The 26,331-nt window shown below is 44.1% G+C and carries 23 protein-coding genes; 6 read left to right on the forward strand and 17 right to left on the reverse strand.

Going from position 1 to position 26,331, the window contains the following annotated elements; all coding sequences use genetic code 11:
- Window positions 1-136: 136 nt before the first annotated feature.
- From Q3W13_RS12520 to Q3W13_RS12540, 5 genes are all read right to left on the reverse strand, one after another.
- Window positions 137-544 (reverse strand): hypothetical protein, encoded by a 408-nt coding sequence (locus Q3W13_RS12520; protein ID WP_302864333.1) that lies wholly within the window; start codon window positions 542-544, stop codon window positions 137-139.
- A gap of 15 nt (window positions 545-559) precedes the next feature.
- A complete protein-coding gene (gene hemF, locus Q3W13_RS12525) occupies window positions 560-1,483 on the reverse strand; it encodes an oxygen-dependent coproporphyrinogen oxidase (RefSeq protein ID WP_302864335.1) in 924 nt (307 codons plus the stop codon).
- Between the two features lie 147 nt (window positions 1,484-1,630).
- Window positions 1,631-2,866 (reverse strand): MFS transporter, encoded by a 1,236-nt coding sequence (locus Q3W13_RS12530; protein WP_302864337.1) that lies wholly within the window; start codon window positions 2,864-2,866, stop codon window positions 1,631-1,633.
- Window positions 2,867-2,985: 119 nt separating this feature from the next.
- Window positions 2,986-3,183 (reverse strand): cold-shock protein, encoded by a 198-nt coding sequence (locus Q3W13_RS12535; RefSeq protein ID WP_302864338.1) that lies wholly within the window; start codon window positions 3,181-3,183, stop codon window positions 2,986-2,988.
- 140 nt (window positions 3,184-3,323) lie between these two features.
- Window positions 3,324-3,959, reverse strand: coding sequence for a peroxiredoxin (locus Q3W13_RS12540; protein ID WP_302864339.1), 636 nt, complete (start codon window positions 3,957-3,959; stop codon window positions 3,324-3,326).
- Window positions 3,960-4,611: 652 nt separating this feature from the next.
- On the opposite strand from Q3W13_RS12540, the gene Q3W13_RS12545 reads away from it, so the two are divergent.
- Complete coding sequence (locus tag Q3W13_RS12545; protein ID WP_302864340.1) at window positions 4,612-6,396, forward strand: glycoside hydrolase family 15 protein; 1,785 nt, start codon at window positions 4,612-4,614, stop codon at window positions 6,394-6,396.
- Window positions 6,397-6,501: 105 nt separating this feature from the next.
- Here the strand turns inward: Q3W13_RS12545 and bioB are convergent, their stop codons facing one another.
- From bioB to ribD, 7 genes are all read right to left on the reverse strand, one after another.
- Complete coding sequence (gene bioB / locus Q3W13_RS12550) at window positions 6,502-7,509, reverse strand: biotin synthase BioB (RefSeq protein ID WP_302864341.1); 1,008 nt, start codon at window positions 7,507-7,509, stop codon at window positions 6,502-6,504.
- An 18-nt stretch (window positions 7,510-7,527) separates the two neighbouring features.
- Entirely contained in the window at window positions 7,528-7,863 is a 336-nt protein-coding gene (locus tag Q3W13_RS12555; protein WP_302864342.1) for a DUF86 domain-containing protein, read from the reverse strand.
- Window positions 7,853-8,164, reverse strand: coding sequence for a nucleotidyltransferase family protein (locus Q3W13_RS12560; protein ID WP_302864344.1), 312 nt, complete (start codon window positions 8,162-8,164; stop codon window positions 7,853-7,855). The genes Q3W13_RS12555 and Q3W13_RS12560 overlap by 11 nt, the downstream gene beginning before the upstream one ends.
- A 36-nt stretch (window positions 8,165-8,200) precedes the next feature.
- Entirely contained in the window at window positions 8,201-9,559 is a 1,359-nt protein-coding gene (gene mgtE / locus Q3W13_RS12565; RefSeq protein ID WP_302864346.1) for a magnesium transporter, read from the reverse strand.
- A gap of 72 nt (window positions 9,560-9,631) precedes the next feature.
- Complete coding sequence (locus tag Q3W13_RS12570) at window positions 9,632-10,246, reverse strand: YigZ family protein (RefSeq protein ID WP_302864348.1); 615 nt, start codon at window positions 10,244-10,246, stop codon at window positions 9,632-9,634.
- Window positions 10,246-11,205 (reverse strand): EamA/RhaT family transporter, encoded by a 960-nt coding sequence (locus Q3W13_RS12575; protein ID WP_302864349.1) that lies wholly within the window; start codon window positions 11,203-11,205, stop codon window positions 10,246-10,248. The genes Q3W13_RS12570 and Q3W13_RS12575 overlap by 1 nt, the downstream gene beginning before the upstream one ends.
- Window positions 11,202-12,248 (reverse strand): bifunctional diaminohydroxyphosphoribosylaminopyrimidine deaminase/5-amino-6-(5-phosphoribosylamino)uracil reductase RibD, encoded by a 1,047-nt coding sequence (gene ribD / locus Q3W13_RS12580; RefSeq protein ID WP_302864351.1) that lies wholly within the window; start codon window positions 12,246-12,248, stop codon window positions 11,202-11,204. The genes Q3W13_RS12575 and ribD overlap by 4 nt, the downstream gene beginning before the upstream one ends.
- 33 nt (window positions 12,249-12,281) lie before the next feature.
- Here ribD and prmC point away from each other — a divergent pair, with 33 nt between their 5' ends.
- Window positions 12,282-13,142, forward strand: a complete 861-nt coding sequence (gene prmC / locus Q3W13_RS12585; RefSeq protein ID WP_302864352.1) for a peptide chain release factor N(5)-glutamine methyltransferase — start codon at window positions 12,282-12,284, stop codon at window positions 13,140-13,142.
- Window positions 13,143-13,176: 34 nt separating this feature from the next.
- Here prmC and Q3W13_RS12590 read toward each other — a convergent pair whose 3' ends face one another.
- From Q3W13_RS12590 to Q3W13_RS12600, 3 genes are all read right to left on the reverse strand, one after another.
- Window positions 13,177-17,841, reverse strand: coding sequence for a DUF3320 domain-containing protein (locus Q3W13_RS12590; RefSeq protein ID WP_302864354.1), 4,665 nt, complete (start codon window positions 17,839-17,841; stop codon window positions 13,177-13,179).
- A gap of 100 nt (window positions 17,842-17,941) precedes the next feature.
- Window positions 17,942-18,835 (reverse strand): cation diffusion facilitator family transporter, encoded by an 894-nt coding sequence (locus tag Q3W13_RS12595; RefSeq protein ID WP_302864355.1) that lies wholly within the window; start codon window positions 18,833-18,835, stop codon window positions 17,942-17,944.
- Window positions 18,836-18,927: 92 nt separating this feature from the next.
- Window positions 18,928-20,349 carry an ATP-dependent RecD-like DNA helicase gene (locus Q3W13_RS12600; RefSeq protein WP_302864356.1) on the reverse strand — a complete coding sequence of 474 codons (1,422 nt, stop codon included), beginning with the start codon at window positions 20,347-20,349 and terminating at the stop codon, window positions 18,928-18,930.
- A gap of 202 nt (window positions 20,350-20,551) precedes the next feature.
- Here Q3W13_RS12600 and Q3W13_RS12605 point away from each other — a divergent pair, with 202 nt between their 5' ends.
- The 4 genes from Q3W13_RS12605 (at window position 20,552) to Q3W13_RS12620 (ending at window position 25,035) form a co-directional block, all read left to right on the forward strand.
- Window positions 20,552-21,775, forward strand: coding sequence for an acyltransferase (locus Q3W13_RS12605; protein WP_302864358.1), 1,224 nt, complete (start codon window positions 20,552-20,554; stop codon window positions 21,773-21,775).
- Window positions 21,776-21,905: 130 nt separating this feature from the next.
- Entirely contained in the window at window positions 21,906-22,703 is a 798-nt protein-coding gene (locus Q3W13_RS12610; protein ID WP_302864359.1) for a DUF3822 family protein, read from the forward strand.
- Entirely contained in the window at window positions 22,691-23,224 is a 534-nt protein-coding gene (gene rsmD, locus Q3W13_RS12615; protein WP_302864361.1) for a 16S rRNA (guanine(966)-N(2))-methyltransferase RsmD, read from the forward strand. The genes Q3W13_RS12610 and rsmD overlap by 13 nt, the downstream gene beginning before the upstream one ends.
- 65 nt (window positions 23,225-23,289) lie before the next feature.
- Window positions 23,290-25,035: a hypothetical protein gene (locus tag Q3W13_RS12620; RefSeq protein ID WP_302864362.1), complete on the forward strand. Its 1,746-nt coding sequence runs from the start codon at window positions 23,290-23,292 to the stop codon at window positions 25,033-25,035.
- Here the strand turns inward: Q3W13_RS12620 and Q3W13_RS12625 are convergent.
- On the reverse strand, window positions 25,011-25,607 hold the full coding sequence (locus Q3W13_RS12625) for an HAD family hydrolase (RefSeq protein ID WP_302864364.1): 597 nt from the start codon (window positions 25,605-25,607) through the stop codon (window positions 25,011-25,013). The genes Q3W13_RS12620 and Q3W13_RS12625 overlap by 25 nt on opposite strands.
- Complete coding sequence (locus Q3W13_RS12630) at window positions 25,604-26,329, reverse strand: SDR family oxidoreductase (RefSeq protein ID WP_302864365.1); 726 nt, start codon at window positions 26,327-26,329, stop codon at window positions 25,604-25,606. The genes Q3W13_RS12625 and Q3W13_RS12630 overlap by 4 nt, the downstream gene beginning before the upstream one ends.
- Window positions 26,330-26,331: the final 2 nt, after the last annotated feature.

Consider the following 26,331-nt stretch of genomic DNA (forward strand, 5'->3'; position numbering starts at 1 on the left):
TCCCCGAATGTTGGTAACAAATCTGCTGTGGAGAAGTGGAAAGAAGTCAGTAAAGCCGGGATAGTCAGTGAAGTCCGAAAATGGGCAAAATGGATGTATCCGGAACGATAAATTGCCTCTGCGCCTTCAAGTTAAATCACTTCTTTTTCCAAAACTCGGTCACCTTGTTACCATTCGGCAGCGTAGTGCTAAGGGTGAGCGTATCGTTTACGATCGTGTATTTGTATTTTATCCGGATATTCAGCAACTGTGAGTCCTGTGCGCTGAATGTCTGCGTTTGGTAACACGTGTCAGCCTCTAACGAATACTCACCCGCTTCATATTTTTGCGGTTTTTCTCCCTTTTCAAGTAAGAAGGACTCAAATTTATCTTTAGTGAACCGCCGCTCAAGGGTATATTCCGTTGGCGCGCCTTCGGCTTTGCCGTTGAAGATATCCCCCGCATACTCCCATTTGCCTTTAAGTGTTTTAACATCATCGAACGATGATACAATTATGCTTAATATCAGCAGGCCGCCCAGTTTATAAATTACTTTCGTCTTCATTTTTTAATAGAAATCTTAATGACCTGCGTCAACCCAATTGATTCCCTTTTTCAGCAGCGTTAATGTCTTTTCCTCGGCGCTGCCAGGGTCAGGCTGATAGTTATAAATCCACTTCGCAGTCGGCGGTAAGCTCATTAATATCGATTCTATACGCCCATTTGTTTCGAGCCCGAACTTTGTTCCTGCATCATAAACCAGGTTAAATTCGGCATAACGGCTCCGGCGGATATATTGCCAGTTTTGCTGCTCTTCTGTAAACGGTGTGTCGCGATTTCGATTAACCAGTTCTGTATAGATTGGTGCGAACGAGCGGCCGAGTGTTTTTGAGAATTCAAATATGGTTTCCCATGTGATACCTTCCTTGGCAGTTAACCGGTCATAAAAGATACCTCCTACCCCCCTCGTTTCGTTGCGATGCTTAATAAAAAAGTAGTCATCAGCCCACGTTTTAAAACGGCTGTAAAAGTCAGCATTATACTTATCGCAAACCGATTTTAGATAGGCATGAAAATATTGCGCATCGCCGTCGACTACATAGTGAGGTGTAAGGTCTATCCCGCCGCCAAACCAGCGTAACGGTTCCTCCGGGTGCTGTGCCGACGGCATTTCGAAATACCGGATATTCATGTGAATAATCGGCACCATGGGGTGATTAGGATGGATGACTATCGAAACCCCTGTAGCAAAAAACTCGTCGTGCTCCACATTCAGCGCCTTTTTCATGGTCTGCGGAAGCTGTCCGTACACCGCCGAGAAATTAACGCCACCTTTTTCCAATACGTTACCGTTTTGAATAACACGTGTGCGACCGCCGCCGCCGCCCTCGCGTTCCCATACTTCTTCTTCAAACTTTGCTATACCATCGCATTGCTCCAGCGCAGCACAAATCTCTTCCTGTATGGTCTGGTAATCGGCAGCTATTTGCTCTTTTGTAATCATCGGGGCGAAGTTAGTTGTAATAGTTGTAAGTGTTGTAATGGTTGGTTTTTAATGGTTATTAAGTTTGACTGAAGTTAGAGAATTCCTGCGAGGTTAGCTGGCTCCTATGTCTACAACTATTAAAGACTCTGCAATCACACAACAGCATTAACTTATTTCAACATAATTCAAATCTTTGCCAAAGGTTTCCTTTAACTGACTGAGTGACAGCAAGGAAATTAAGGTTAAAATACCCATCATAATGTAGCCGCTCGCCAGTATGCCATAGCTTTTTTCGAACAGGTTAAAAACGGCAATAATGGGAATGAGAGATCCGCGTACAAAGTTAGGTACTGTAGTGGTGACTGTAGCACGTATATTGGTGCCAAATTGTTCAGAAGCAATAGTTACAAAGGTAGCCCAATAGCCCACTGTGCAGCCCATGAAAAATGCCAGCCATCTGAATTGTTGCTGGGTTATGCCTTCTGAGCGCAGGTAAAGCACCACACTCAACATCGAAATTATGAGGAAAACTACCATTGTCAGCTTCCGTGATTTGGTAACCTGCGCCAGCAAACCAGCAAATATATCGCCAATAGCTATGCCGATATATGAGTAAAACACACCATCGGCTGGGCTAATCGGAACCTTTGCTCCCAATGCTGCACCAAATCTGTCCGAAAAGCTTATAAGCACACCTACAACGTACCATAACGGCGCGCCTATCAGTATGCAGAATATGTATTTCTTAAACCTTTCCCAATTGTTAAACAGCAGTAATATATTACCCCGCGATACAGTACTTCTCTCCACATTTTTAAACATTCCCGATTCGAATGTACCGATACGCAGCAGCAGCAGTGCGATGCCCAGGCCCCCGCCAACAAAGTATGCGTTCCGCCAGCCTTCTTTTGCAACAAAAAATGCCGCTGTTGCACCGAACAAACCAATAACGGCAACTATCATCGTACCGTAACCCCTGTTTTCTTTGCTCAATGTCTCGCTTACCAGCGTTATACCTGCCCCTAATTCGCCTGCAAGCCCCAAACCTGCAATAAAGCGAATAATGGCATAAGTATTAACATCATGCACTAATCCGTTAGCAAAGTTTGCCAGGGAATATAGGAGTATCGACCCAAATAAAACCTTTATACGGCCAAGCTTATCGCCCAAAATGCCCCAAAGCAATCCACCCAGCAGCAGCCCGAACATCTGTATGCTTAATATAAATTCCCCTTTTTCTTTTAGCATTTCAGCGCTGGTTACGCCTATTTCTTTCAGGCTGCTTATCCGTACGATAGAAAATATAAGCAAATCATAGATGTCAACAAAGTAACCCAAAGATGCTACAACTACCAGAAAGATTGCATTTCGTTGGGCTTTGGCAGGGGAAATATCAGTCATAGTTTAATTAATTGGCAGGGCTAAATTAACAGAAATATTAAATAATCAATCTAAAAATAAGCGCATAAAAAAACCTCTGTATAGCAGAGGCTTTTGAATTTGAAACGCCGGTTTCTTCGTTATGCTTTTCTTACATTTACTGCCTGCAGGCCCTTTCTGCCTTCTTCCACATCGTAAGTCACGTTGTCATTATCCTTAATGGCATTTACGCCGCCTTGTACATCTTTAAAGTGCACAAAAAGATCTTTACCATCTTCGGTAATAATAAAACCGTAGCCTTTTTGTGTGTTAAACCATTTTACTTTTCCAGTTTTCATAAATAAATATAATTGTCGTAATAAAAATTGTGTTTAGATTAAAAAACCAGGCCTAAACTGAAAAATGGTATTTATTATCAGAAGGTCGTAGGAAAACCAATCTTTTCAAATATAATAAATAATTACAAAACCAAATAAAATTATTTATTTGGCTGCGGCGTCGTCCTTAAATAGGGTTTAATCTGCTTATAACCTTTCGGAAATTTGGCCGGGATGTCTTCCGTCTTAACAGCCGGAACTATAATTACGTCTTCGCCGTCTTTCCAGTCGGCAGGTGTAGCCACGCTGTATTTTGCGGTCAGCTGCAGTGAATCTATCACCCTTAGTATTTCCTGAAAATTTCTGCCGGTAGATGCGGGATAGGTAATCATCAGCTTAATCGTCTTATCCGGAGCGATAATAAATAGTGAGCGCACGGTAGCGGTCATTGAAGCGTTTGGATGGATCATATCGTATGCCTCAGCAATTTTACGGTCCTCATCCCCTATTATCGGGAAATTTATCTCAACGTTCTGTGTCTCGTTAATGTCGTTTATCCAGCCCTTGTGCGATTCAACAGAATCCACGCTAAGCGCAGCTACCTTTACATTCCGTTTCGCAAATTCTTCCTTAAGAGAAGCAGTTTTGCCCAGTTCAGTAGTACAAACCGGCGTATAATCTGCGGGGTGTGAAAAAAGCACGCCCCAGCTGTCGCCAAGAAATTCGTAAAAATCAATTTCGCCCTGCGATGTTTTTGCTTTAAAGTTTGGAGCGGTATCTCCCAGTCGTAAGCCCATAGTAGTAGTATTTATCTGATTAATAATATTGCTAAGTTAAACGGATTGATTTATTTATCATAGTGTCTTCAAAATTAATTCTACTGATTTGGTAGAATTTGTTTTTCCATTGACAAAAGTGACGGATGAAGATTTCAGGCTGGTCGCGTTAAATTGAAATACACGGCCAAGCTCCGTTTTGCAGATGGGCAAAATGCGTTTAGCCCGTAACGAAAATTAGCCTGAAAACGCGCAAAATGCGTTTAGCCCATAACGAAAAAAGAGGTAAAAACGGGCAAAAGCGTTTTTGCCTGTTTACAAGAACGTTCCCTGAACGGGCTAGAACCATTATGGTCGTTCGGTATAAAAACCGCCATTACGGTATCTGGAGAGGTAAAATTAACCTTATTAGCAAGGTTTTTAGTGCTTAATTAGTCGAAAATAAATGTAAAAGAACTTTTTAATAGGCGTTACTGGTGAATTTTTGGGTTGTTCGCTAAAATAAACACACAAGATACTAAGTTTGACTGGAATAAATGCTGACACGAGTTTGTCAGTAAGGGAATAGCGCAGGAAAGAGCTGATGCCATCAACCTGATCAACTCAATCTAACTGCCCTCCTCTTAAACCAAAATCCGCAAATGTTGTTACAACAATGCACAACAACTTAATTATGGATAGACATACCTATGATACCGGTATAATCGGCAACTGCGCTTACCTGGCGCATGTAAATAAAAATACGAATATCGACTGGCTGTGCTGGCCGCGTTTTGACAGCACTTTTATTTTCGGCGGCTTACTGGATAAAAAGAAAGGCGGCGAATTTTCAATTCTGCCTACTGACGATTTCACTTCACACCAATACTATCTTGAAAACACCAATGTCCTTATCACTGAAATTACTACAGACAAGGGCTCCAAATATCGCATCACCGATTTTGCCCCGCGATTTCGTGAGCATGAGCGCTATTATAAACCATTGATGCTTGTACGTAAAATTGAAGCGATTGAGGGCACTTCGCAGATTGTGGTAAAGTGCGAGCCCGTGTCTGACTACGGGGCTACAAAACTCCATGTTAACCGCGGCAGTAACCATATCCAGTTCCTGGGAGGCGAAGAAAACATCAGGCTTACCACCAATATACCTATCAGCTATGTGTTTGATGAGCAACCCTTTGTAATCAATGAATGCAAATACCTGGTGCTCACCTATGGCGAACCGCTCGAAGCCCCGCTGATCAGTACCACGGAACGATTTTTACGGGAAACCACGCAATACTGGCGTACCTGGATTAAGCACTCATCTATTGCTACTTATTTTCAGCCCTATGTAATACGCTCGGCACTGGCTTTAAAAATTCACCAGTATGAAGATACCGGGGCCATCATTGCCGCAAGTACAACCAGTTTGCCGGAATCGCCCGGCAGCGGCCGTAACTGGGATTACCGGTATTGCTGGCTGCGTGATACCTATTACGTACTAACGTCGCTTAACCACATTGGCCATTTCGAAGAAATGGAAAAGTATTTCAGCTATGTCACTGATATATCGTTTAATGAAACCGACCGTTACCAGCCACTATATGGCATTACCGGCAAGAAACACCTTGAAGAAGAAATATTGAGCGGTCTGGACGGTTATATGGGCAATAAGCCGGTGCGTATAGGTAACCAGGCGTCTGAACATATACAGAATGACATATACGGACAGGTAATGATTTCGCTGCTACCGCTGTATATCGACCACAGATTTGTATTTTCAGAGCGTAAAGATTCTGTGCGGTGGATAGAATTTTTGCTGAATAAGATAGAACGCACCATCGATGAGAAAGATGCGGGAATCTGGGAATTCCGTAACATGGCCAATGTACATTGCTATAGTAACCTGTTCCAGTGGGCTGGCGCTTCTGCCGCGGAAAAAATGGCGCGGACGATCGAGAACAAGGAACTTACAGAAAAGGCAATCGGGCTTAAGAATCGTGCGGCCGCCCATATAGAAAGCTGTTACGACCCTGAGCGAAAAGTCTACACCAACTCGGCCGGAAACCCTAACCTGGATGCCAGCACCCTGCAACTGATCATGATGAATTACCTCGACCCGGCGTCAGAGCGCGCCAGAGATCACCTCGCTGCCCTGGAAAAAGAGTTAAAAGGTAACAATGGGTTGTTTTACAGATACTTATACAAGGATGACTTCGGGAAACCTAAAACTACTTTCCTGATTTGCGCTTTCTGGTATGTAGAAGCCCTTGCTTGTGTTGGCCGTATGGACGACGCGATGCGTGAGTTTGAAGGCATCCTGAAATACTCAAACCATCTCCTGCTGTTTAGCGAGGACGTTGATGAAAACGACGGCAGCCAATGGGGCAATTTCCCGCAGGCATACAGCCACGTGGGTTTAATGAATGCCGCTTATCGCATTGCAATGAAGCTGGACAGGCCGATATTTTTGTAAAGAGGCGAAAGATAAAGGGCAAAAAGAAATTTTCAATAATCGGGCTTAAATCATAGAAATCGAAGTTTCAAAAACTTCGATTTCTTAACCAAATTTATTTCGGGGCTATCCTGCAACAACTTCAGCAGGGTCTTCCACTCGCCCTGGCCTGCCATTTTTAAAGGCTTTTCTTGGTGTTAATCCCAGCAATTCAAACATCGCCATATCTTCATCAAATGCTGGATTTGGCGTGGTTAATAATTTCTCACCCGCGAATATGGAGTTTGCGCCAGCCATGAAACAAAAGGCTTGCTCTACTATGCTCATTTCTGTACGGCCGGCTGACAAACGTACCACGGTCCTCGGCATGATGATGCGGGTAGTGGCAATCATACGCACCATATCCCATATCGATACACGGGGCTGCTCGGCAAGCGGTGTGCCTTGTACCGGCACTAATGCATTTATCGGAACTGATTCCGGGTGTTTAGGCAGATTAGATAGTGTGTTTAGCATCGATATCCTGTCCTCCACGGTTTCACCCAAGCCAATAATGCCACCGCTGCAAACAGTGAGTTTTGCTTTGCGCACATGTTCCAAAGTTTTCAGGCGGTCATCATAAGTGCGGGTGGTGATGATACGCTTATAGTCATCTTCTGATGTATCCAGGTTATGATTGTAGGCATATAATCCGGCGTCAGCCAACCGTTGTGCCTGCGATTCGGTAAGCATGCCCAGCGTGCAGCAAACTTCCATATCCAAATCGTTCACGGCCTTCACCATGTCAATTACTTTATCAAAATCACGGTTATCGCGTACCTCGCGCCAGGCTGCACCCATGCACAAACGCGATGCGCCGCCATCTTTTGCTTTCTGGGCGGCCAATATTACCTCGTTTAGCGGCATAATGGCGTGTACATCAACGCCGGTATTGTATCGCGCCGCCTGCGGACAATAAGCACAATCCTCGGGGCAACCGCCGGTTTTAATAGATATCAGCGAACTTATCTGCACCTCTGAATAGTCCTTATTTTCGCGGTGCACAGTTGCGGCCTCATAAACCAGGTCTAACAATGGGCGGTGGTATATTTCAGCAATTTCTTCTTTAGTCCAGTTATGTCTTACTTCAGTCATGTGTCTGTTTAATATAGGCTAATTATTTAACAAAGTTTCCACTTCGTTTTTAAGAATATGTAAATGATTAATAATAATATTCCAAATTTGTTCAGGTTGTATTTCATCGTAACCGTGAATGATTTTATTTCTTGTATCCACCATCCTGCGGGCACTTGTGATCTTAATTTCCGGGTCAATTTGGAGCAAACTATTTACAGCTTCTCCAATTATTTCAAGATTGCGTTCAACAGCCTGTTGAAGCATCAGATTTCCTTTAAAAGTTTCAAACAGCTTGGGCTGTCCTACATAGGCTTCAATATTATCTAACGCTGTTTGGATATCAAAAAGATATTTATTGATCTCACGCTGCATAAATCAACTGCTTTTTCTCATTGAGTTCCTCGATAAAATAAGGATTTTTTAATCCCTCTTCAATCACTAAATCGATATCCCGGTTAAAAATATCACGAAGTTTATCGTATAAATCCCACCACATTTCTCCTTTCTCCAGTGGCTCTATACCATCTTCGAAATTAATCAACAAGTCAACATCACTTTTTTCATCAAATTTTTCGCTGACCACAGAACCAAAGGCAAAGGCATTTTTTACCTTGTAATCTTTGAAAAGTTTTATCACTTGCGGTAAATGTGATTGAAATATTGGATGTACCATGTCTCTAATCTTTCGTGTTCAAATTCAGCTAACCTTTTATTTATGATGCAACAGCAACTGAGTTGCAAACCACAGCGGCAATAAAAAACCCGCACAGTCGGTAAAAGTAGTGATAATTATGGATGATGCCACAGCAGGATCAATTCCCACACGTTTTAATACGAGCGGAATGGATGCGCCAGTCAGACCTGCTACCACCAGGTTACCCGTCATGGCCAGGAAAAGTACCAAACCAAGCATTGGGTCAGCGTCATAAAACAGTGCTACGCCGAGTACAATTAAACCGTTGGCAGCACCATTCAATAAGCCTACTAAAAATTCCTTTAATACAGCGTTATAGGCTTGTTTATCGCTCAGGTCATTTAATGAAATACGCCTCACCGTCACCGCCAGCGCCTGCGTTGCGGCGTTTCCTCCCATTCCTGCAATAATTGTCATATAGGCTGCAATGGATGGTATTTTTGAAACGGTACTGTCAAAGTGCCGAATGATCGAGGCTGCCAGGTATGCCGTCCCCAGATTTATCACCAGCCAGGGTAAACGGCTTTTAACGGCCTCTTTCCAGTTACCGCTCAGTTCCTCATCTTCTGATACCCCGGAGATCTTCAATATATCCTCGGTACTTTCCTCCTCCATTACGTCGATGATGTCATCAACAGTGATACGGCCAAGCAGCTTCATATCATCGTCTACCACCGGGATATTGGTGAGGTTATATTGCGAAATCAGGCCGGCCACATCTTCCTGGTCCAGGTCAGCTTTAACATAAACAAAATCCCTGTTCACCAGGTCTTTCAGCTTCGCATCGGCGCGCGCTTTAAGAATAGACTTTACCGATACGATACCCTGCATCACATTATCATCATTCACCACATAAATGGTGTAGAAGTCCTCCATTTCTTCCGACTGGCGAATGATTTCATCAAGTGCATGTTTTTTATCCAGCTTGATGTTCACCTTAATCAGGTCGGAGTTCATGATACCGCCGGCCGTGTCTTCGTCGTACTTTAAAAGCTCACGGATACTGGCGGCATCTTCCGCATTAATATCCTCCAGAATTTCCTGCTGGTCTTCCTCATCCAGTTGGGAGATAATGTCGGTGGCGTCGTCATAATCCAGCTCAGCAATAATCTCCGTCCGCTTTTCTGGGTCAAGGCCGATAAGCAGTTCCCCCGCATCCTGCTCCTCGTGCATTTCAGCAATTACTTCCGAAGCAATGTCAGTCGGGAGGACATTGATTATCCTTTCTTTCGCCTCCTGCGGTAACTGCCCGAAGAGCATAGCAATCTCCGACGCATGATATTCAAGCAGAACCTGCTCTAATTCAGCATCGTTTCCTTCGAGCGCAGTTTCAATGCGCTGCAAGTCCGACTTATCGATTTCGAAAGATTGCATATGCGACTAAAGTAAGCATTTATGCCGCAAAAAAGGAATAAAAATGGCCTGTTTTTACCTTCCTTTTACAACTTACAGGCTATATTTATAAGTGGTTTTAACACCCTCTATCTTGCTTAGTTTGGCAAGACTTTGGTTTACCTGTATCTGCCGGATAGTAACCGTTATACTACAGTTATTATCGAAAGCTTGTTCTGCTATGTGTAGCCCGTCATCCTTTACAATTCGCATTACATCGTTCATTTGCAGGTAATCAAACGCTATAGCATACACGTCATTTACAGTTTTCTCGATAACAGTGGCTGATTTCAGGGCCTCTTCAGCAGCGGTTTTGTAGGCATTGATCAAACCGGGGACACCCAACAGCGTCCCGCCGAAATACCGGACGACAACAATAGCTATATTGGTAAGATTATGAGATAGCAAGGTATTCAGGATGGGCCTTCCCGCGGTTCCCGAAGGTTCACCATCGTCGTTCAACCGAAATACCGAACGATCAGGTGTCAGCCGCATCGCCCAGCAATGGTGATTGGCTTTTGGGTGTTCGTTTTTTAATATCGCCAGGCGGGCCTTCAGCTCAGTTTCGTTAATCACCGGAAAAGCAAAGGCCAGAAACTTACTGCCCCTGTCGCGAAATATGCTCTCAGCCGGCTTTTCGATAGTGCGGTAGGTATCGTCAAAAAGCATCAGCGGCCAAGTATATTTGTGAATGTCTCAGGATAGTAAATAACCACAATAGCCAATATAGCAAGTGCAAGGCCTATCTTATTGAACAATGTCAGTTTTTCTTTAAAGATGATCACCCCTACCAGCGTACCGAATATTATAACACCGATATTCATTGATGAAAATACAATCGACGGATTTTTTGCCAGAGACTGGTGCGCCTTAATATAAAAAAGGATATTGCCGAAATTGGCTATGCCCAGCGCCCATCCGATGAAAATATGCGGCCATGAAAAGCGCATGGTTTTAGTAAATACCTGGTAAAACAAGCCAACTAGCGCTACAGCGAAGGCCAGGGAATAAACAATAAACAGTGATGTCCCGGTTGAAATTTGCTTAACCAGGGCAACCTGCTTAAACAGCACATCGATAACCCCCATGCCGGTAAACACCACCAGGAGGTAAATCCATGAACTGTTGCCGGCCTTTTTATTGCGCTCTTTCTTTTGCCAGGGAATTAGGCAAACAACCGCGGTAATACCGATGGCCAGTCCTGTAAGCCGGACAGCATCCGGCGACTCATTGAAAAGCAGGAAAGCGGCGGCTATTGGGATGAATAATGATAATCGCTGTGCAGCGTCCGTACGCACAATCCCGGCCGATCTTACTGATGCAGCCAGTATCACAAATAATACAGGCAGCAGCAAGCCAAGCAACACAAACAGGTTGAAAGGTGCGCCGTCAAGATTTTGTAACTGCGGCTTTAGAAACAGCCAGGTAAGTACAATGGCAATAGAATAATTCCATGTTATGGCCTGGTAAACGTCGATATGGTAACGTTTGGCCAGCTTTAACATTATAGAAACAAGTACGCTGCAACAAATGCTTAGTAAAACGTAGAGCATGGTTTGGTTGATTGGGTGACCGGTTGATTGGTGAGCGGTTAAACGGTCTCTCCACTTAACCACTAACTTAATCAACTATTCACCAAAATTTTTAATTTATCTTGCCCTGACGAATATTCGCCAATTATATGGCCTCTTATTTCAGGGGATTTTATTCCTTTTTTTAATTCTGTTTCACCGGTAAAGATACGGGCCTCGTCCCATAAACCAGCCTCAATAAAACTGTTTAATGTGTGTGCGCCGCCTTCAATAATCACCGATTGTATATCCTGAAGATAGAGTTGAAACAAAATGTACTGGGGTACGTACCTTTCAAAATCTTCGAGGGCAATATACTTGTTTTTACCGTCAACATCCGTCTTTACCTCGTTGAAAATAATGGTTTCAACGCTTTGATCAAAAATATTCAGCGCCGGGTTAAGTTTTAGTTTACGGTCAATCACCACCCGTTTGGGCGATTTGCCATGCGCAAGCCGCACATCTAGCAAGGGATTATCAATAGCTGCTGTGTTTTTACCAATCAAAATAGCATCTTCTTCGGTGCGCCATTGGTGTACCAGCTTTCGCGATTCCTGACCTGTTATCCATAGCTGGCTATTATCATCGGGCGCAAAAAAATCATCCGGGGTTTGCGCCCATTTCAATATCACGTATGGCCGGTGTTTTTGTATACGCGTAAAGAAACGCCGGTTAAGCCATTGGCATTCTTTTTCCAAAACACCGGCGGTAACGTTAATGCCCGCATCTTTAAGCTTTTCAATTCCCTTGCCATCCACCTGCGCAAACGGATCACGGCAACCGACAACCACGTTAGGAAGATGATGCCTGATAATTAAATCAGCACAGGGCGGTGTTTTGCCATAATGCGCACAGGGTTCCAGGGAAACATAAATAGTTGACTGCCTGAGTAATTCGCTGGCATTGTCAAAGCGTTCAATTACGTGGTTAATGGCATTTACTTCGGCATGTGCTTCGCCATATTTGCGATGATAGCCTTCGCCTATTATCCTATCCTGGTGCACAACCACGGCGCCCACCATCGGGTTGGGGCTAACACTGCCTGTGCCTAATTGAGCCAGCTCCAGGCAGCGCTGTATATATTTTTCATGTTGCACCATACTGCAAAAGTAGCTTTTATGTTACTTTGTTGCATGAAAACTATAAAGGATGTTTTTACCGCTTACCGGCAGGAATTATCAGCAATATATGATGTAAATGAAATAAGCGCCACTACCCTTTTGGTTATCAGCGATATATGCGGCATAAGCAACGCGAAAGTCAAAGCTTTTCCGGAGCTTGAACTAACAGAAGAACAATCAGTAAAAATGGCCGCTGTTCTTACAGAACTCAAAACAGGCCGCCCGGTGCAATATATTTTAGGTCACACGGAATTTTATGGTTTGCCGTTTAACGTAAATCCATCCGTCCTTATCCCCCGTCCGGAGACCGAAGAATTGGTAGCATGGGTGTTGGAGTCAGTGAACAGTGAGCAGTTGGCAGCGGGCAGTATTTTGGATATCGGCACAGGCAGTGGCTGTATCGCCCTCACCCTGAAGAAAAACCTGCCTCCGTTTGAGGTCCGGGCTTTGGATATTTCTGTTAACGCATTAGAAACTGCCGCATCAAATGCCCGGTTGAATAATGTTGATATACAGTTTATTAACGCCGATATATTAAACCTAAATTCCGAAATAAAAATTACGAAATCCGGAATCATAGTTAGTAATCCCCCTTATGTTACCATGCAGGATAAAACCCGCATGCACGCCAACGTGACCGACTTTGAACCCCATACAGCCCTGTTTGTACCTGAGGATGATCCGCTGATGTTCTACCGCGCGATAGCCGATTTCGCTTTAATCAATCTGGCCGATGAAGGCCTGTTATTTTTCGAGATCAACGAAAGCCTTGGCGCAGAGACTATGGAGCTTTTACGTGATAAAGGCTTTAAAAGCATTAAGTTAAGAAAAGATATGAGTGGCCGGGACAGGATGATAAAAGCTATGCATTAAACGAAAGAGCGTGCGCCAACCTTTCCGCAATATATCAGCTCTTCTTCAAAAACTCCCCGTCCATATACACATGGTCTTTATCCAGACTCAATTCAATGGCATGCAGAATATCATCTTTCAAATCTTCCGTAACCCTGCCAAAGCCCAGCATTTTAGCAACAAATGGTACCGCCGCCTCAGGTTGTATACCGATAGCATCCTCCACTACTTTCTGAATCGCCAAATCTATTTCCTCCGGGGCGATGTACTGCAGTTTTTTTGATGATGGCGGGAAGTCGCTCCTGTCCCTTATAACCGGTGTTTCCATATCAACCGGCCAAAGAAAATCGCCTTTTGCGTTGATCATTTTGTTATCCTTAGCAAATTGTGTAGCCTGGGTTATGGTATATTTCACCCTTGAAGTCATTTTACTAACGTCGCCGGCTTCGGCAAGGCGATGTGCCATTTCATCTTCATGAATCGGGCCCTCCGTGTTAACGATTTCAGTTATCCAGCCGGCCAGTTTGGCAAACGAATGCAAGTGTAATTCTTGTTTAGCCACTTCACGCGGCAGTTGGGTTAGCTTATAAGCGGCAGCGCCATTCTTGACTTCTTCACTTTTTTCACGATTTACAATCACAGCATCATTAACCGGTTGTTCATCGGTATCAGCATCGTTGTCGGCAACGTTTTGGTTAGCCTTTTCAATGGCATTTACCAGCCTGTCGAGTTCTTGTTTTGGATTACGGAACCAATCGGTGCTCCAGATACGGAATATTTTCCAGCCCATCGTTTCCATCACCTGTTTGCGCAAGCGGTCGCGGTCACGGGCGGACTTTGCTGAGGCATAAGCGTCGCCATCGCACTCGATACCGATGATGTAACGTCCCGGGTTCTGCGGGTCAACTATAGCTAAATCAATATAAAATGCGTCGGAGCCTACTTTCTTCCTTACGATATAGCCTTTGGCAGTCAGTTCATCAGCAACCTGGTCTTCAAACGGGCGTTTTTGCGTTACAATAACATCGCCGCCTTCATCAAACCGGCCATGCTGTGCAAAATACAGGAAGCTTTTCAGTGCGCGGATGCCAAATTTGGTACTTTCTGTTGGTTTGATGTCTTCTGAAGTGATATTGGTAAACACCTCGCAGCGCAGTTTGGCGCGGGTTATCAATACGTTCAACCGGCGTTCGCCGCCCTCATTATTCAGGGGGCCGAAGCTCATGGGGACTTTGCCCTCTTCAGTTTTACCATAGCCGATACTGATGTAAATTACATCGCGCTCATCGCCCTGCACATTTTCAAGATTCTTTACAAAAAATGGCTCATGTATGTGGCTGCGGAAGAAATTCTCGACCTCAGGATGCTTGCGGCGGCGGCTTTCAAGTGCATTCTGGATGGCCTGCATTTGCGAAGTGCTGAATGCCACCACGCCCAGGCTTTGTTTAGGGTTATTAACGGCATGCTGTATCACGGCATCCGCAACAGCCTCGGCCTCAATCGGATTGGTACGTGTTTTGCCACGGTCGTATACCGCATTTTCAAGATAGTGAAACACTAAACCAAGTCTTGTTTTTGACCCGGGACTTGGAAATATCACCAGTTTGTCTTCATAAAACTCTTTGTTCGACAAGTTGATAAGGGATTCATGGCGGCTGCGGTAGTGCCACCTTAACATCCGCTGCGGCGCACCTTGCGCATCGCACATGCCCAGAATGCTTTGCAGGTCGGCGGTTACGTTGTCTTCATCTTCCAGGTCAGTGTTCATTTTGTCGAAGAAGCTGGTTGGGGGCAATTGTTTGGAATCGCCCACCACAACCAATTGCTTAGCCCGCGCTATTGCGCCAAGCGCTTCAACCGGGCGAACCTGGCTGGCTTCGTCAAAAATTACAAGGTCAAATTCTATGCTTCCCGGCGCAAAAAAGTTCGCGATAGACATCGGACTCATCATTATCACCGGCTTAATAGCCTGTATGGCCGCCCCTGCCTCCGATATCAGTTTACGGATGGGCATCAGCCTCGATTTTTTGTTGAATTCACTGCGCAGTATGTTTACCTGTCCGCCTGCCTGCTGCCTCGGCACCCCTTCCCAATGCTTAAGGGCTACACGCGCACGGTTATAATGCAGGTTCAGTAAGTCTAGCTTTTTAAACTTTTCAATAACTTCTTCGTGGCTGGCGCGCTCAAATTTTATCAGGGCCGGATTATAGTTAAATGCCTGCTCTATCAAGTATTCGTACCAGGTTTTTTGCAAAGCAGTTTTCAAATGCTCAACTGCACCCTCCCAGTTTAACGAAGCGCTGATTAAACTCGAAAACCCTTCTTCCGCCGCCATTTTCGTCAAATTATTCCATGCAATGGTTTTTTGTAATTCAGGGAAGCGGCTTATCCAGCTTTCTATAGTTTGTTGCTGCGCATGATAATAGAGGCGTTCCAGTGTTGTTTCCGGCATTCTCACCGCTAAATCAACCTGCAGTTTATCCAGCACTGTCTGCAGGCTCTGCTGCTGCTCATTTATTTGAGAGGAAAGCTTATCAAGGCTGGCCTTAGCGCTGTCCCCGTTTTCATTTTTAGTAAGGTAATCCAAAATCGCTTGTGGAATCGACGAATCGGCAATGGTAAATTGCAGCTCTGCCATGTAAGCAGCTATTTTTGACAAAGCGTCCCAGTCCGACCGCTGTTTCATCCACCTGCTTCCGAATAGTTTCCCGGCTAGCGGCTCAAGTTCATTCAGCGTCTGCTCCAGCCGGCGCGATTCGGATATGGCGTCAACCATGGCAACCTTTTCAGCGGTGCCCGGTGGCAGCGGTATTTTGCTCATTGCCGCCAGCTGCTTTTTAGTCCGCCCGTACGCGCCAATCATAAATTTATACCATTTGTCGCCGTAAGCTATCAGGTTCTGGCGAATCTCCAGTACATTTTGTGTCCAGGCCTCGGGAATTAATATATGGTCGTATTCGCGGCGTAAGGCGGCGAAGCGTTTACCGGTATCAATCAGCTCACTAATATCATGCTGATTATGCAGCCATGCATCGGTTTTTATGGTGATGCCTTTCAGATCAGGAGCCTGTGCTGCCCGTTTGCAAAGCTCCAGCAAGTCTGTAGTGCCAATCCGGTTCTTGGGCGATGATACGCCAAATTCCGCCGCAACATTTTCCAGTTCCTGCTGTAAAGCGATCAAATTCTGCAATGCTTTCGAAAGCATTTGCTGAACAGGCTGCTCTTCATGAGGCAATAACACAGTTAACTTACTGCCCCAGAATAATAGCTTTGAGGGCGTTCCGGTGTCATTTAACCGCGCCTGTATCCTGTCGGCCATAGCTTCGGCTTTACTCATTCTCGCAGCGTCCCATTGCTCTATTTGTTCGAGCGGTATTTTGGGCAAATGTATCTGCGACGCCGTTTTGCCAATCGATAATAAAAAGCCGATTATTTTTTGTGCCGACAGACCGCTGCCAATAATTGCATTATTAATGGCGGCACAATATTCGTTCAGCTCGCTACGGTAAGCTTGCAATAAGGCAAGTTCCTGTTGCAAAGCATTAAAAGTAGGCTTACCCAATTCCAGCACGCGTTTTAGTTCTTCGTGCAATTCTTTTTTGTTGGCTTTGTGGCTGTGCAGCTCCAGGCAGGCCTCGCCCAGGTTAATAGCGTCCAGCCGGCGTTTTACCACGTCAAGCGCTGCCATTTTCTCCGCCACGAATAATACCTTTTTCCCCTGGCCAATAGCATTAGCAATCATGTTAGTGATGGTCTGAGATTTGCCTGTTCCCGGCGGCCCCTGTATCACCATATTGCGGCCTTCATGTACGGCAAGCATCGCCAGAACCTGCGAGCTATCGGCATCAACCACCTGAAAAAGATCATTGGCCGGTGTGTCGGTATCTAAATAATCTTCTTCGGTAGCGGTTGGCTCTTTGTCTTTAAATCCGTCCGTAAAAAGCGCATTGATATTAGGATGATTGGCCGGCTGCTCATCCTTAGGCCACTTGCTGCTATCCAGGTCGTGGTAGATCATAAATTTGCCAAACGAGAAAAAGCCCAGCTCTATAGCATCTTCATCCACTTTCCAGTTAGGTTGCCGGCCAATTCGGCTGCTGATATCCTCAAAATATGCCTTAATATCAAATTCCTCCGCATCAGGCATGTCTGGTATCGAAATATTGAAATCACTCAGCATTTTAGCCTGCAACGACAGATTGCCGCCAATTTCTACACCCGAATACCTTAGCCTGAATCTTTCATTAGCACTTGAACGTTCCAGGGAAACCGGGATCAGCAGCAATGGCGCCAGCCGGACGTCGTCATCGTTACCGTTTTCGTACCAATTCAGCATTCCTAATGATAGATAGAGTGTATTTACCCCCTGTTCCTCAATGCTGGTTCTCGCAAAATAATACGTGTTTAACAGCTTCGACTGAAGTTTCAGATCAATTTCATCGGTTTGCAGTTTAGTATCCCGGTAAGTTTCCTGCAACTCCGGCTGTGATAATTCAGGAAACAGACCCTCTTGCCCCGCCCCTGTTTTTTCGGGCATCCCCAAAAAGGTCATTGATTTATTCTGTTTCACCAGGATGTCATAAATATAAACCGATTTCTCCTGTATGACGTGTAATCCCCTGGCCTTTGATGCTTTGTAATTAAGTAAAGGATTGCGCAAACCCAGATCTAAAAGTTCCTTACGCGATGCCTCGAGGCGGGACAAAATAGTTTCCTGCATAATAGTTTTTAAAACGAGATAAACATAAAAAAATTTGATGAGTGGTGAGGTGTGAGCAATGAATTGTTACGTAACGCCATCCCACTGTCCGCCCATAACCTTATTTCACCGGCTCGATAAATATTTGTTTTATCCGCGGGAAGTCCGTTTGTATCGCCTTGGTTATCCTTTCAATAGCATCAGTAATTTGCCGGGTGGTGAGGTTATCTTTAAAAACAGTATTCAGCTGTAAAAGAACCTCTTCCGGCGACATATAGGTGCTGAAGTGTTTTTTTACTTTAATAACAGCGTCGTCCGCCTGGGCAAGCAATATTATTTTTTTCAATGTTGTTCTGCTGGTTGACTCGCCCAGCAGCAGGCTTTTGCTTTCGCGAACCAGCAAGGCGCTGATCGCTATCATTATAACGCCAATTACGATAGAGGCAGCGACATCATAATACGGATTTCGGTACAAGTGCCCGAGAAATACGCCGGCAAAGGCAATGATCAGCCCCAGCATATCTCCAACGTCGCCTAGCAGAACAATTATTGTCGATGGATTTTTGGTCTGGATAATTGCTTTCCAGAAATATATTTTACCCCGTTCCCGGTTAAACTCTTTTTTTGCGGCATTCAATGATATGGCCGTAAATATAAAAGCTATGCCTAGTACGGCGTAATCCCAGCCTTGATTGCTATCGGGGTTTGGGCTGTTTATATGTATAATGCCCTGGTAAACAGACACGCAGCCGCCCATCACAAATATCAGCAGGGATACAATGAACGACCAGAAGTAAAGTTCTTTGCCATAACCGAACGGCCTGGTCAGATCGGGTTTTCGTGCGCTGGTTTTTATGCCCCAGATCAGCAGCAATTGGCTTATCGCATCTATTATAGAGTGAATGCCCTCTGAAACCATGGACGAACTACCCGTAAAAGCGGCAGCTGTAAACTTGGACGCCGCAATTATCAAATCGACCGCTAAAGAAATGTAAATAAACGCCTTCGACTTCATTGCTACGGTTTATAACAACCCCATTGCAAATTGGTTGTCACAATCGTAATAATTAAGTATTAATCAAACCACTAAGCTAACATATTCAGCAGCTATTCATCGTCTTCGCCTTTTACAAAGAATTGTTTGTTAAAATTAACGAGGTACAACTCGCTGATAGCCCGGGTACAGGCAGTATAAAACCAGCGAAGAAAATCTGTATTTACCATTTCGTCGGTAAGATACCCCTGGTCTATAAAAACCGCACCCCATTGGCCGCCCTGGGCTTTGTGGCAGGTAATGGCGTAGGCAAATTTTATCTGTAAAGCATTATAATAGGGATTTTGCTTCAACTCTTTCCATTTATCGCGCCTGGCAGGGATATGCTCATAGTCTTTCATTACTTCTTCGTAAAAACGCTTTTGTTCATCCTGCGGCAAGGCCGGCGCGTCAGTATAAAGTGTATCGAGCATAACTTTACAGTCGATAACAGGGTCTTCGGCATAGTCGGTAAACTCCATTTGAACGTCAGCAAAGCGAAAGCCATACATGTCCTCAAACCGGCGTACTTTTTTTATGCGTGCAATGTCGCCGTTAGCTATAAAATCGGTGCTGCTTTCCTCCTTTTCGGCCATCCAGAAATAGTTGTTTTTTACTATCATAATTTGGTCGCCGCCGGTTAGTTCTTCCTCACGGTATAAAATCCGGTTACGGATTTGCCGGTTGTAAGCGTTGGCATTTTTATTTGAGCGGCAAATCACCAGGGTATTATCGTTGCCATATTTATTGTAGGCGTAGTTAAGCCCTTCTTCCAGCATATCGCCGCGCATGTGATAAACATCCTTGTAACCCTTGGTGATGATCTGGGGCATCTTTTCTTTACCCAGGCGAATGATATTACGTACTTTAGTAACATTATACAAAATGCCTGAATCTTTCTGCTGGCGCAATACATCGGTTAACTCATAAGTATAAATATCAAGGCCGAACCGGTCTTTCATCAGCTTTGGATTTAGTGCCGGACTATCATCCGAACCCACCGGCGGCAGCTGCGCCGTGTCGCCAACTAACATTAGCTTGCAGTTTTTGGTGTTATAGGTATAATTCACCAGATCATACAATAAGGATGCTTTATGCCCTATGCCTATATCATCCGAAATCATAGAAGCCTCGTCAACAATAAATAATGTATTTTCTGCAAGGTTCTCCCCTATCGAAAACCCTTCGTCGATATTAAATGCCGCCTTCTTGCGATAGATTTTTTTATGGATGGTAAACGCCTTGCGGCCGGAATAAGCTGTAATCACTTTAGCTGCTCTGCCAGTTGGAGCAAGCAGCACATATTTAAAATTATAAACCCGGAGGGCCTTGGTTAATGCGCCAAGTATAGTGGTTTTGCCCGTGCCGGCATAACCTTTCAATATAAAGCATTCATCACCGTCGTTACTGGTCAGGAAACCATGCAGTTTCTCAAACAGCTCTAACTGCTGTGCGGTAGGCTCATGGGGAAATGCTCTGATAATGGGTTCGGACACCTCGTTTTTCGTTAATTGATTGAGTAAGCTTAATTAACGATAAAATTATGAATAAGTTAATCCGTTTGGCTAATTTATAAAAAACTGTTACTATTAATTTAACCGCCCGGTTGAAAAAGGTTCGTAACATTCAGTTCTGTTTATTCGTAAAGAGAATAAAAGAGCAGTATGCAGAATATTAAAGCTACCTAAACCTTAAGCGATGAAAAAAATTTATCTCGAATTTTTCAGAGGAGCGGCAACTATCTTCATTATCGGCTGGCATATGGCATTCCTGGCGCCAACCGGACATCCGACACATCTTACTGCTTACTGGGGAACAGACGCCCTCATTATCTTTTTTATGCTTTCGGGACTGGTAATCAACCTGTCAGAATCACGCAGGCCAAAAACATTTACAGCATTTATCAGTAACAGGTTCGGGCGAATTTATCCGCAATTTGTCATTGGGCTGTTGCTGGCGATCGCGGCATTATATATTACACACGCTGCGCTCCCTCCTGTCAAAGATATTATAGGTAACTTTCTGATGGTTAGCACCATGAAAGATTATATGGGCTATGTGTCAACCAGTATCCAAAGTAACCTTCCGGTATGGTCGCTCTCGTTTGAGATGGCCTTTTATATTTTGTTTGCTTTTACCATAGGCCGCCATCAGCAAAAAAAGATGTTCGCCTGGCTATTGCTGTCGCTTGCCGCAATCCCGCTATTCTTCATTCATACGCAGCGCGACGCTCTTACCCACATCATAGCCATATTTGCATTTTCGGCAACCTGGATAACTGGTTATTATGTCTATCAATATTATAATCGTTTTTATATCGAAAAATACGCAGTTCTTTTTAGCCTTGGCATATTACCGCTTATTTCGAGAATGCAGTTTTCTCCCAATTTCTACGACCCGCTCAAGTATTTTATTTTTGCCATTTTTGCTGCACCGTTTTTACGCTATTGCCTGCAGTTACCCCCTTCAGGCAAAAAAATAAAGCTGAGTTACCTGGTTATACCGCACACACTGTTGGTGATTGGCGCGCTTACCATCCGGTACATGCCTCTTAAAAATACAATCGTATACAGCACATTGCCATACGTTTATATGGGTATATTTTATGTGATTGAGAAGCTTAATTTAAAAGAGGGACTAAAATCTTTTATGCACAATACTGGTACTGTTACCGGGAAGTATTCCTACTCGCTTTACATAAGTCATTATACGGTTGTATTCGTGCTTTCAAAATTGATACACCAGGTATGGTTATATGCTTTGCTGTGCCTGCCTTTTATTGCCATCATTGCCTACGGTCTCGAGAATTGGGTACAGCCTGCGGTAAACAGGCTGTTGAAGCCAGAAGTGAGGCCCGACGCCTCGTTAAAAGACAAAACTGTCCGTGCAGATTTTATTACTCACCCTTCGCTTGGACGTTAAACTGTTGAGTGCCACTGTCTTTTTGTTTGACGAGAAGGAACACGTTTGGTTAATTTAATTACCCTGCTAAAATTTGGCGTTTATATTGCGAATGGCAAATAACAAAAATTAATTACTTTTGCTCATCTGCATGAGCGACAATAACAATTATACCGACAGTAGCTTCAGCCTGCACCAGGCTTATAACTACACTTTATTACTCCAGGTTGAGGCGGCTTCCTTTAATTACGCCGTTGTAAACGATAGGCAGTTATTAGTTACGGCGCAAAACTGCGATTTGCAGGAACTTTCGCAGCCACGTACGCTTAATGACTTGCTGTCAGCTACTTATAAAAAACTTGTTATTGGCATGCCTGCATCGGCGTTAACGCTTATCCCTAATTCGCTTTTTCAGGAAGAAAGGGTCTCAGGTTTTGCCCGTTTCCTCGATGTCAGGGACAACGAAAAAGTTTTTGCGCAGTCCCTGGACGATATCAACGCTATCATTTATAAAACAGGTGATGATTTAATATCCCCAGTTCAAAAATTTGGTTTGCAACATACGGTGTATACTGCTAAAGGTTGGATAAAAGCGATTGCCAGGACAAATCCGCCAAACTCGAATCTGTATATCGAGGTCGCAAATGATAAGGCGCATTTTCTATATTTTTCGTTAAATACATTACGTTTTTATAATGTTTTCGAGTTTAAAGCGGAAGACGAGCTGGCTTATTTCACCACATTCGTTGCCGAAGAACTGAATTTAAAGCCACAAAGCATCACGCTTGTCATCAGCGGTGATGTTGCTGCCGGCGATAAAAACCTAACCAGGCTCGCTTATTTCTTCCCCAAAATTGAACTCAATCCGCTAAAAGTGTTGGAACTGCCTGGACAGGTACAGTCTCACAAGCTATTGTCGCTTTCTGCTCTGTCACTATGCGCATCATAGGCGGCTGTTTGAGAGGGTTAAGACTTAATCCGCCTAAAAACTTACCGGTTCGCCCTACCACTGATTTAGCAAAAGAGGCACTTTTCAATATCCTGCAAAATAAAATTGAGTTTGAAGGCATCCGCGTGCTCGACTTGTTTAGCGGTACTGGCAATATTTCCATGGAATTTGCTTCACGCGGTGCAGCCCAGGTTGTTTCTGTCGACCGCAGCATTCATTGTGTTAATTACCTGAAGGACGCGGCGCGCCAGCATGAATTAAATAACATCAAAGTTTACAAGGATGACGTTTTTAAGTACCTGCTGCTGGAGAGTGATAAATTCGACCTGATTTTTGCAGACCCGCCGTATGACCTTAACCGCATTCCTGAATTGCCTAAACTAATATTTGACCGTGAATTGCTTTTGCCAGGTGGCTTATTGATAGTTGAACACCAGTCTATGCAAAATCTATCTGGTCACCCTGCCTTTGTCGAACAGCGTAAATACGGACATTCATCATTCTCATTTTTCGGCAATTAAATGTAACTAAAAAGCAAAATTAGTAGTATAAAGCGTATTATTAATTCCCGTAATCATATCCCCTGATGATTAAAATTAAAGCCGAAACGCAAAACATGCGGTTAAAAGACAACACCAAATATTGGGTAGCTTGCATTGTGATGATACTTGCTGCCATGGTGCAATGTTACAGAACTATACACGATTTACACTGGGGCGGAGAGCCCGACTTCGACCGTGATATAGCTTATATCCGCACAACCTTAAGCGGGCATTATGGGCAGGACGCAAACTATGCCGGCGAGTATATGTGGTATAATCCGCTTCTTTTCTTATCAGAAACATTAATTGTAAAACTAACAGGCCTTCCAATTAACATCGCAGTGATACGTGCGGGTGCATTTTTAAATGTCCTCGGGCCTGTTTTCTTTTTCCTGATGGTAGCGAAGCTCTTTGACTATAAGGCCGCGCTGGCCGCTTTGCTTTCATTTCTTTTCCTGGCAGCCGGGAACTTGCCGTGTTGGGGTGGTGCAACCTATTCCCCCTGGCTTATATCCGATTCATTTGTGCAGTTCCTGTTTTATATAAATATAATACTTTGTTACCAGGCCTGCTCAACGCAGCAAATGCGGTGGTTTATCCTGCTTGGCGCGTCTATAGGCATAACTTTTTTGGGACATTCTGCCCCTGCCATATTGATCATTCTGATAATGGTTGTGCTCCAATTGCAAAATGTTTTTTCAGCAATCAGGCAAAAAGAATATAAGGCCATTACCCGCTATGTGTTGCAAGGAGTTGTTACCGTAATACCGTTTATACTATGTGCATTTCCGTTTCTCTATTTTGTTTGGGGTAAATACGGTTTTCATTTTGTCAACCGCGCCATCCTGGAATGTGCGCCCGGGATTTTTGCACGAAAAGAATGGGCCAGGCTCGTTGAAGCCAATATTTCTTTTAGCCTGCTGATTGCGCTTATTGGCCTCATCTGGTTCTATTTAAAGTACGATAATAAACTTATCCGCAGAATAGTATTCAGTTGGCTGGTTATTACGGCTTTTATGTATGTATATGAATCGTTGGTTCCGACGCTCGACCGCCTTGGTAATATACATCTGCCTGATACCATCCCTGCTTTCCACTACTTTTTTTATCTAAAGGTCCTGCAGTCTGTCTTCTTTGCGTTCGGCTTTATCTTTATCCTGCAACAAGCTTCGGTATGGCTGACTAAGGTTACTAAAAAGGAGATCTATTTTACTCACTCAGCCGGGCTTTTTGTCGGGGCAGTGCTATTGTATGCAGCATGCTATTATCCCATTTATGTACACAGAGCTGATTTTATGGAAGCCAGAAAAGATGCAATAGCCAAAGGAAGCGAAACCGATAAAATAGAAATCTACAATTTTATCAGCAAAAATGTGCCCTTAAATAAGGTATTGCTTTGCGAACATGACTTATCACTCTTTCCGGTAATGCCAACAGCCATAAAGATGGTATCCGTGGAGACTTTTTTCTCCAACCCATACGTCAGCTATGATAAACGCGAAGCCGACCGTAATACGATGTTGAATTACCTCACCACAAATCAGCCCGGGGACGCGGCCAAACTCTTTAATGATTATGGGGTGAGCCTGGTATTGCTTACAAAAAAGGATTACGCTAAATACAAAACTCCTCGCTTTGCCACTGATAAGCTGCTGTTTAAAAACGACTCATTTACACTAATATCGCTTGAACTTAAAAAGGATAGTTTGATGAGGAATAAGCGTATGGCATTTACGCCAGGTAAGCCCCGCAATAACGACTATTTTTACTTTTTTCTGAATGGCTTATAAAATGCTTTGGTGCCCAGAGCAAGCATCGGCTTATCCCCGGATGAATCGCCGTAGCAATAGATCTCGTCGTATTCAGCCAGGTTGTAAACTGCTTTAATGCGGGCTACCTTTTCTTCGGCGTTGTTGTTCACGCCATCGATGTAACCGCTAAGGGTCTTGTCGATGTACTGCAGATTTGTGGCAATAAGTCCCAGGCCATTTGCGTCGGTCCATTTCTGTATCCAGTTTGTTGGCGAAGCGGATACAACAACCACTTCAAAACCCTCTGCTTTTAACTTTTGTATTTCTTCTATTGCATCCATGCGAATCATCGCCGGCAACACTTCGTCGACAAACTTATTGCAGGCTTGCTGAAATGCCGCGATATTCATTCCGCTAAAGAAATAACGGAGCATCCGTTCCTTCGCCTTTTGGTTTGATACCATTTTCAGCTTCAAACCAATCAGGGTGGGCGCATTTAACAGAAAGCCGGTGTAAAACAATATCTTGCCCTTTTGGTGCTTTATAACCTCCAGCAAAGTGTCTTTCGTAGTTATGGTTCCGTCGAAATCAAAAAAGGCTATCTTTTTCACAGCTTCATCTTTTTAAATTGAAACTCAGGAATATTTTTTATGATAAGCATAATATATCTCCAAAACCATTTTACATAGATCGTGTTTTTGCCTGCCTTAAATCCGTTATAAACAATTGTGGCAACTTCATCCGGTGTAGATGTAAGCGGAGCAGGCAGTTTAAGGTTTTCTGTCATGCGGGTGTATACGAAGCCCGGTTTTACGGTCATCACGTGCACATTATCCTTAAAGCATTTATTGCGAAGCCCGGCCAAATAGGCACTGAAAGCGGCCTTCGAGCTACCATAGACCAGTTTACTGGCTCTGCCCCTATCTCCGGCAACAGAACTGATACCGATAATAGTTCCTCTTTGTTGCGTCGTATAATGTCTTGCGGCTATATTGAGGATCGAAACGGCGCCGGTGTAATTGGTGTTGATCATTGTTTCGGCGAGCGACCAGTCATTAAAAGCATCCTCTTCCTCGTACATCGTACCAAAAACAGCAATAGTAATATCGGGCTTTATCCCATTGAAAAAGGCAGCATGGCTGTCATATTTCACGGCGTCGAACGCATGCGTGCTGCAGCTTACCCCGCTCCGGATTTCAATATCCGATTTAACTGCATCCAATTGCTCAGGTTTGCGGGCAGCCAATTGTATATTATAACCAGCGGCGGCAAACTTTCTCGCTATCGCGATGCCGATGTCAGATGTTGCGCCAAGTACCAATACCGTCTCCATGT

Source organism: Mucilaginibacter sp. L3T2-6, assembly GCF_030519355.1.
Classification (GTDB): domain Bacteria; phylum Bacteroidota; class Bacteroidia; order Sphingobacteriales; family Sphingobacteriaceae; genus Mucilaginibacter.

Coding starts and splice junctions, on each gene's coding strand:
- Q3W13_RS12610 (WP_302864359.1), top strand. CDS start 21,906: ATGAGCGACAATAACAATTATACCGACAGTAGCTTCAGCCTGCACCAG.
- Q3W13_RS12630 (WP_302864365.1), bottom strand. CDS start 26,329: ATGGAGACGGTATTGGTACTTGGCGCAACATCTGACATCGGCATCGCG.
- Q3W13_RS12590 (WP_302864354.1), bottom strand. CDS start 17,841: ATGCAGGAAACTATTTTGTCCCGCCTCGAGGCATCGCGTAAGGAACTT.
- Q3W13_RS12545 (WP_302864340.1), top strand. CDS start 4,612: ATGGATAGACATACCTATGATACCGGTATAATCGGCAACTGCGCTTAC.
- prmC (WP_302864352.1), top strand. CDS start 12,282: ATGAAAACTATAAAGGATGTTTTTACCGCTTACCGGCAGGAATTATCA.
- Q3W13_RS12595 (WP_302864355.1), bottom strand. CDS start 18,835: ATGAAGTCGAAGGCGTTTATTTACATTTCTTTAGCGGTCGATTTGATA.
- hemF (WP_302864335.1), bottom strand. CDS start 1,483: ATGATTACAAAAGAGCAAATAGCTGCCGATTACCAGACCATACAGGAA.
- Q3W13_RS12570 (WP_302864348.1), bottom strand. CDS start 10,246: ATGCTTTTTGACGATACCTACCGCACTATCGAAAAGCCGGCTGAGAGC.
- Q3W13_RS12555 (WP_302864342.1), bottom strand. CDS start 7,863: ATGCAGCGTGAGATCAATAAATATCTTTTTGATATCCAAACAGCGTTA.
- Q3W13_RS12560 (WP_302864344.1), bottom strand. CDS start 8,164: ATGGTACATCCAATATTTCAATCACATTTACCGCAAGTGATAAAACTT.
- Q3W13_RS12535 (WP_302864338.1), bottom strand. CDS start 3,183: ATGAAAACTGGAAAAGTAAAATGGTTTAACACACAAAAAGGCTACGGT.
- Q3W13_RS12540 (WP_302864339.1), bottom strand. CDS start 3,959: ATGGGCTTACGACTGGGAGATACCGCTCCAAACTTTAAAGCAAAAACA.
- mgtE (WP_302864346.1), bottom strand. CDS start 9,559: ATGCAATCTTTCGAAATCGATAAGTCGGACTTGCAGCGCATTGAAACT.
- Q3W13_RS12520 (WP_302864333.1), bottom strand. CDS start 544: ATGAAGACGAAAGTAATTTATAAACTGGGCGGCCTGCTGATATTAAGC.
- Q3W13_RS12605 (WP_302864358.1), top strand. CDS start 20,552: ATGAAAAAAATTTATCTCGAATTTTTCAGAGGAGCGGCAACTATCTTC.
- Q3W13_RS12530 (WP_302864337.1), bottom strand. CDS start 2,866: ATGACTGATATTTCCCCTGCCAAAGCCCAACGAAATGCAATCTTTCTG.
- ribD (WP_302864351.1), bottom strand. CDS start 12,248: ATGGTGCAACATGAAAAATATATACAGCGCTGCCTGGAGCTGGCTCAA.
- rsmD (WP_302864361.1), top strand. CDS start 22,691: ATGCGCATCATAGGCGGCTGTTTGAGAGGGTTAAGACTTAATCCGCCT.
- Q3W13_RS12620 (WP_302864362.1), top strand. CDS start 23,290: ATGATTAAAATTAAAGCCGAAACGCAAAACATGCGGTTAAAAGACAAC.
- bioB (WP_302864341.1), bottom strand. CDS start 7,509: ATGACTGAAGTAAGACATAACTGGACTAAAGAAGAAATTGCTGAAATA.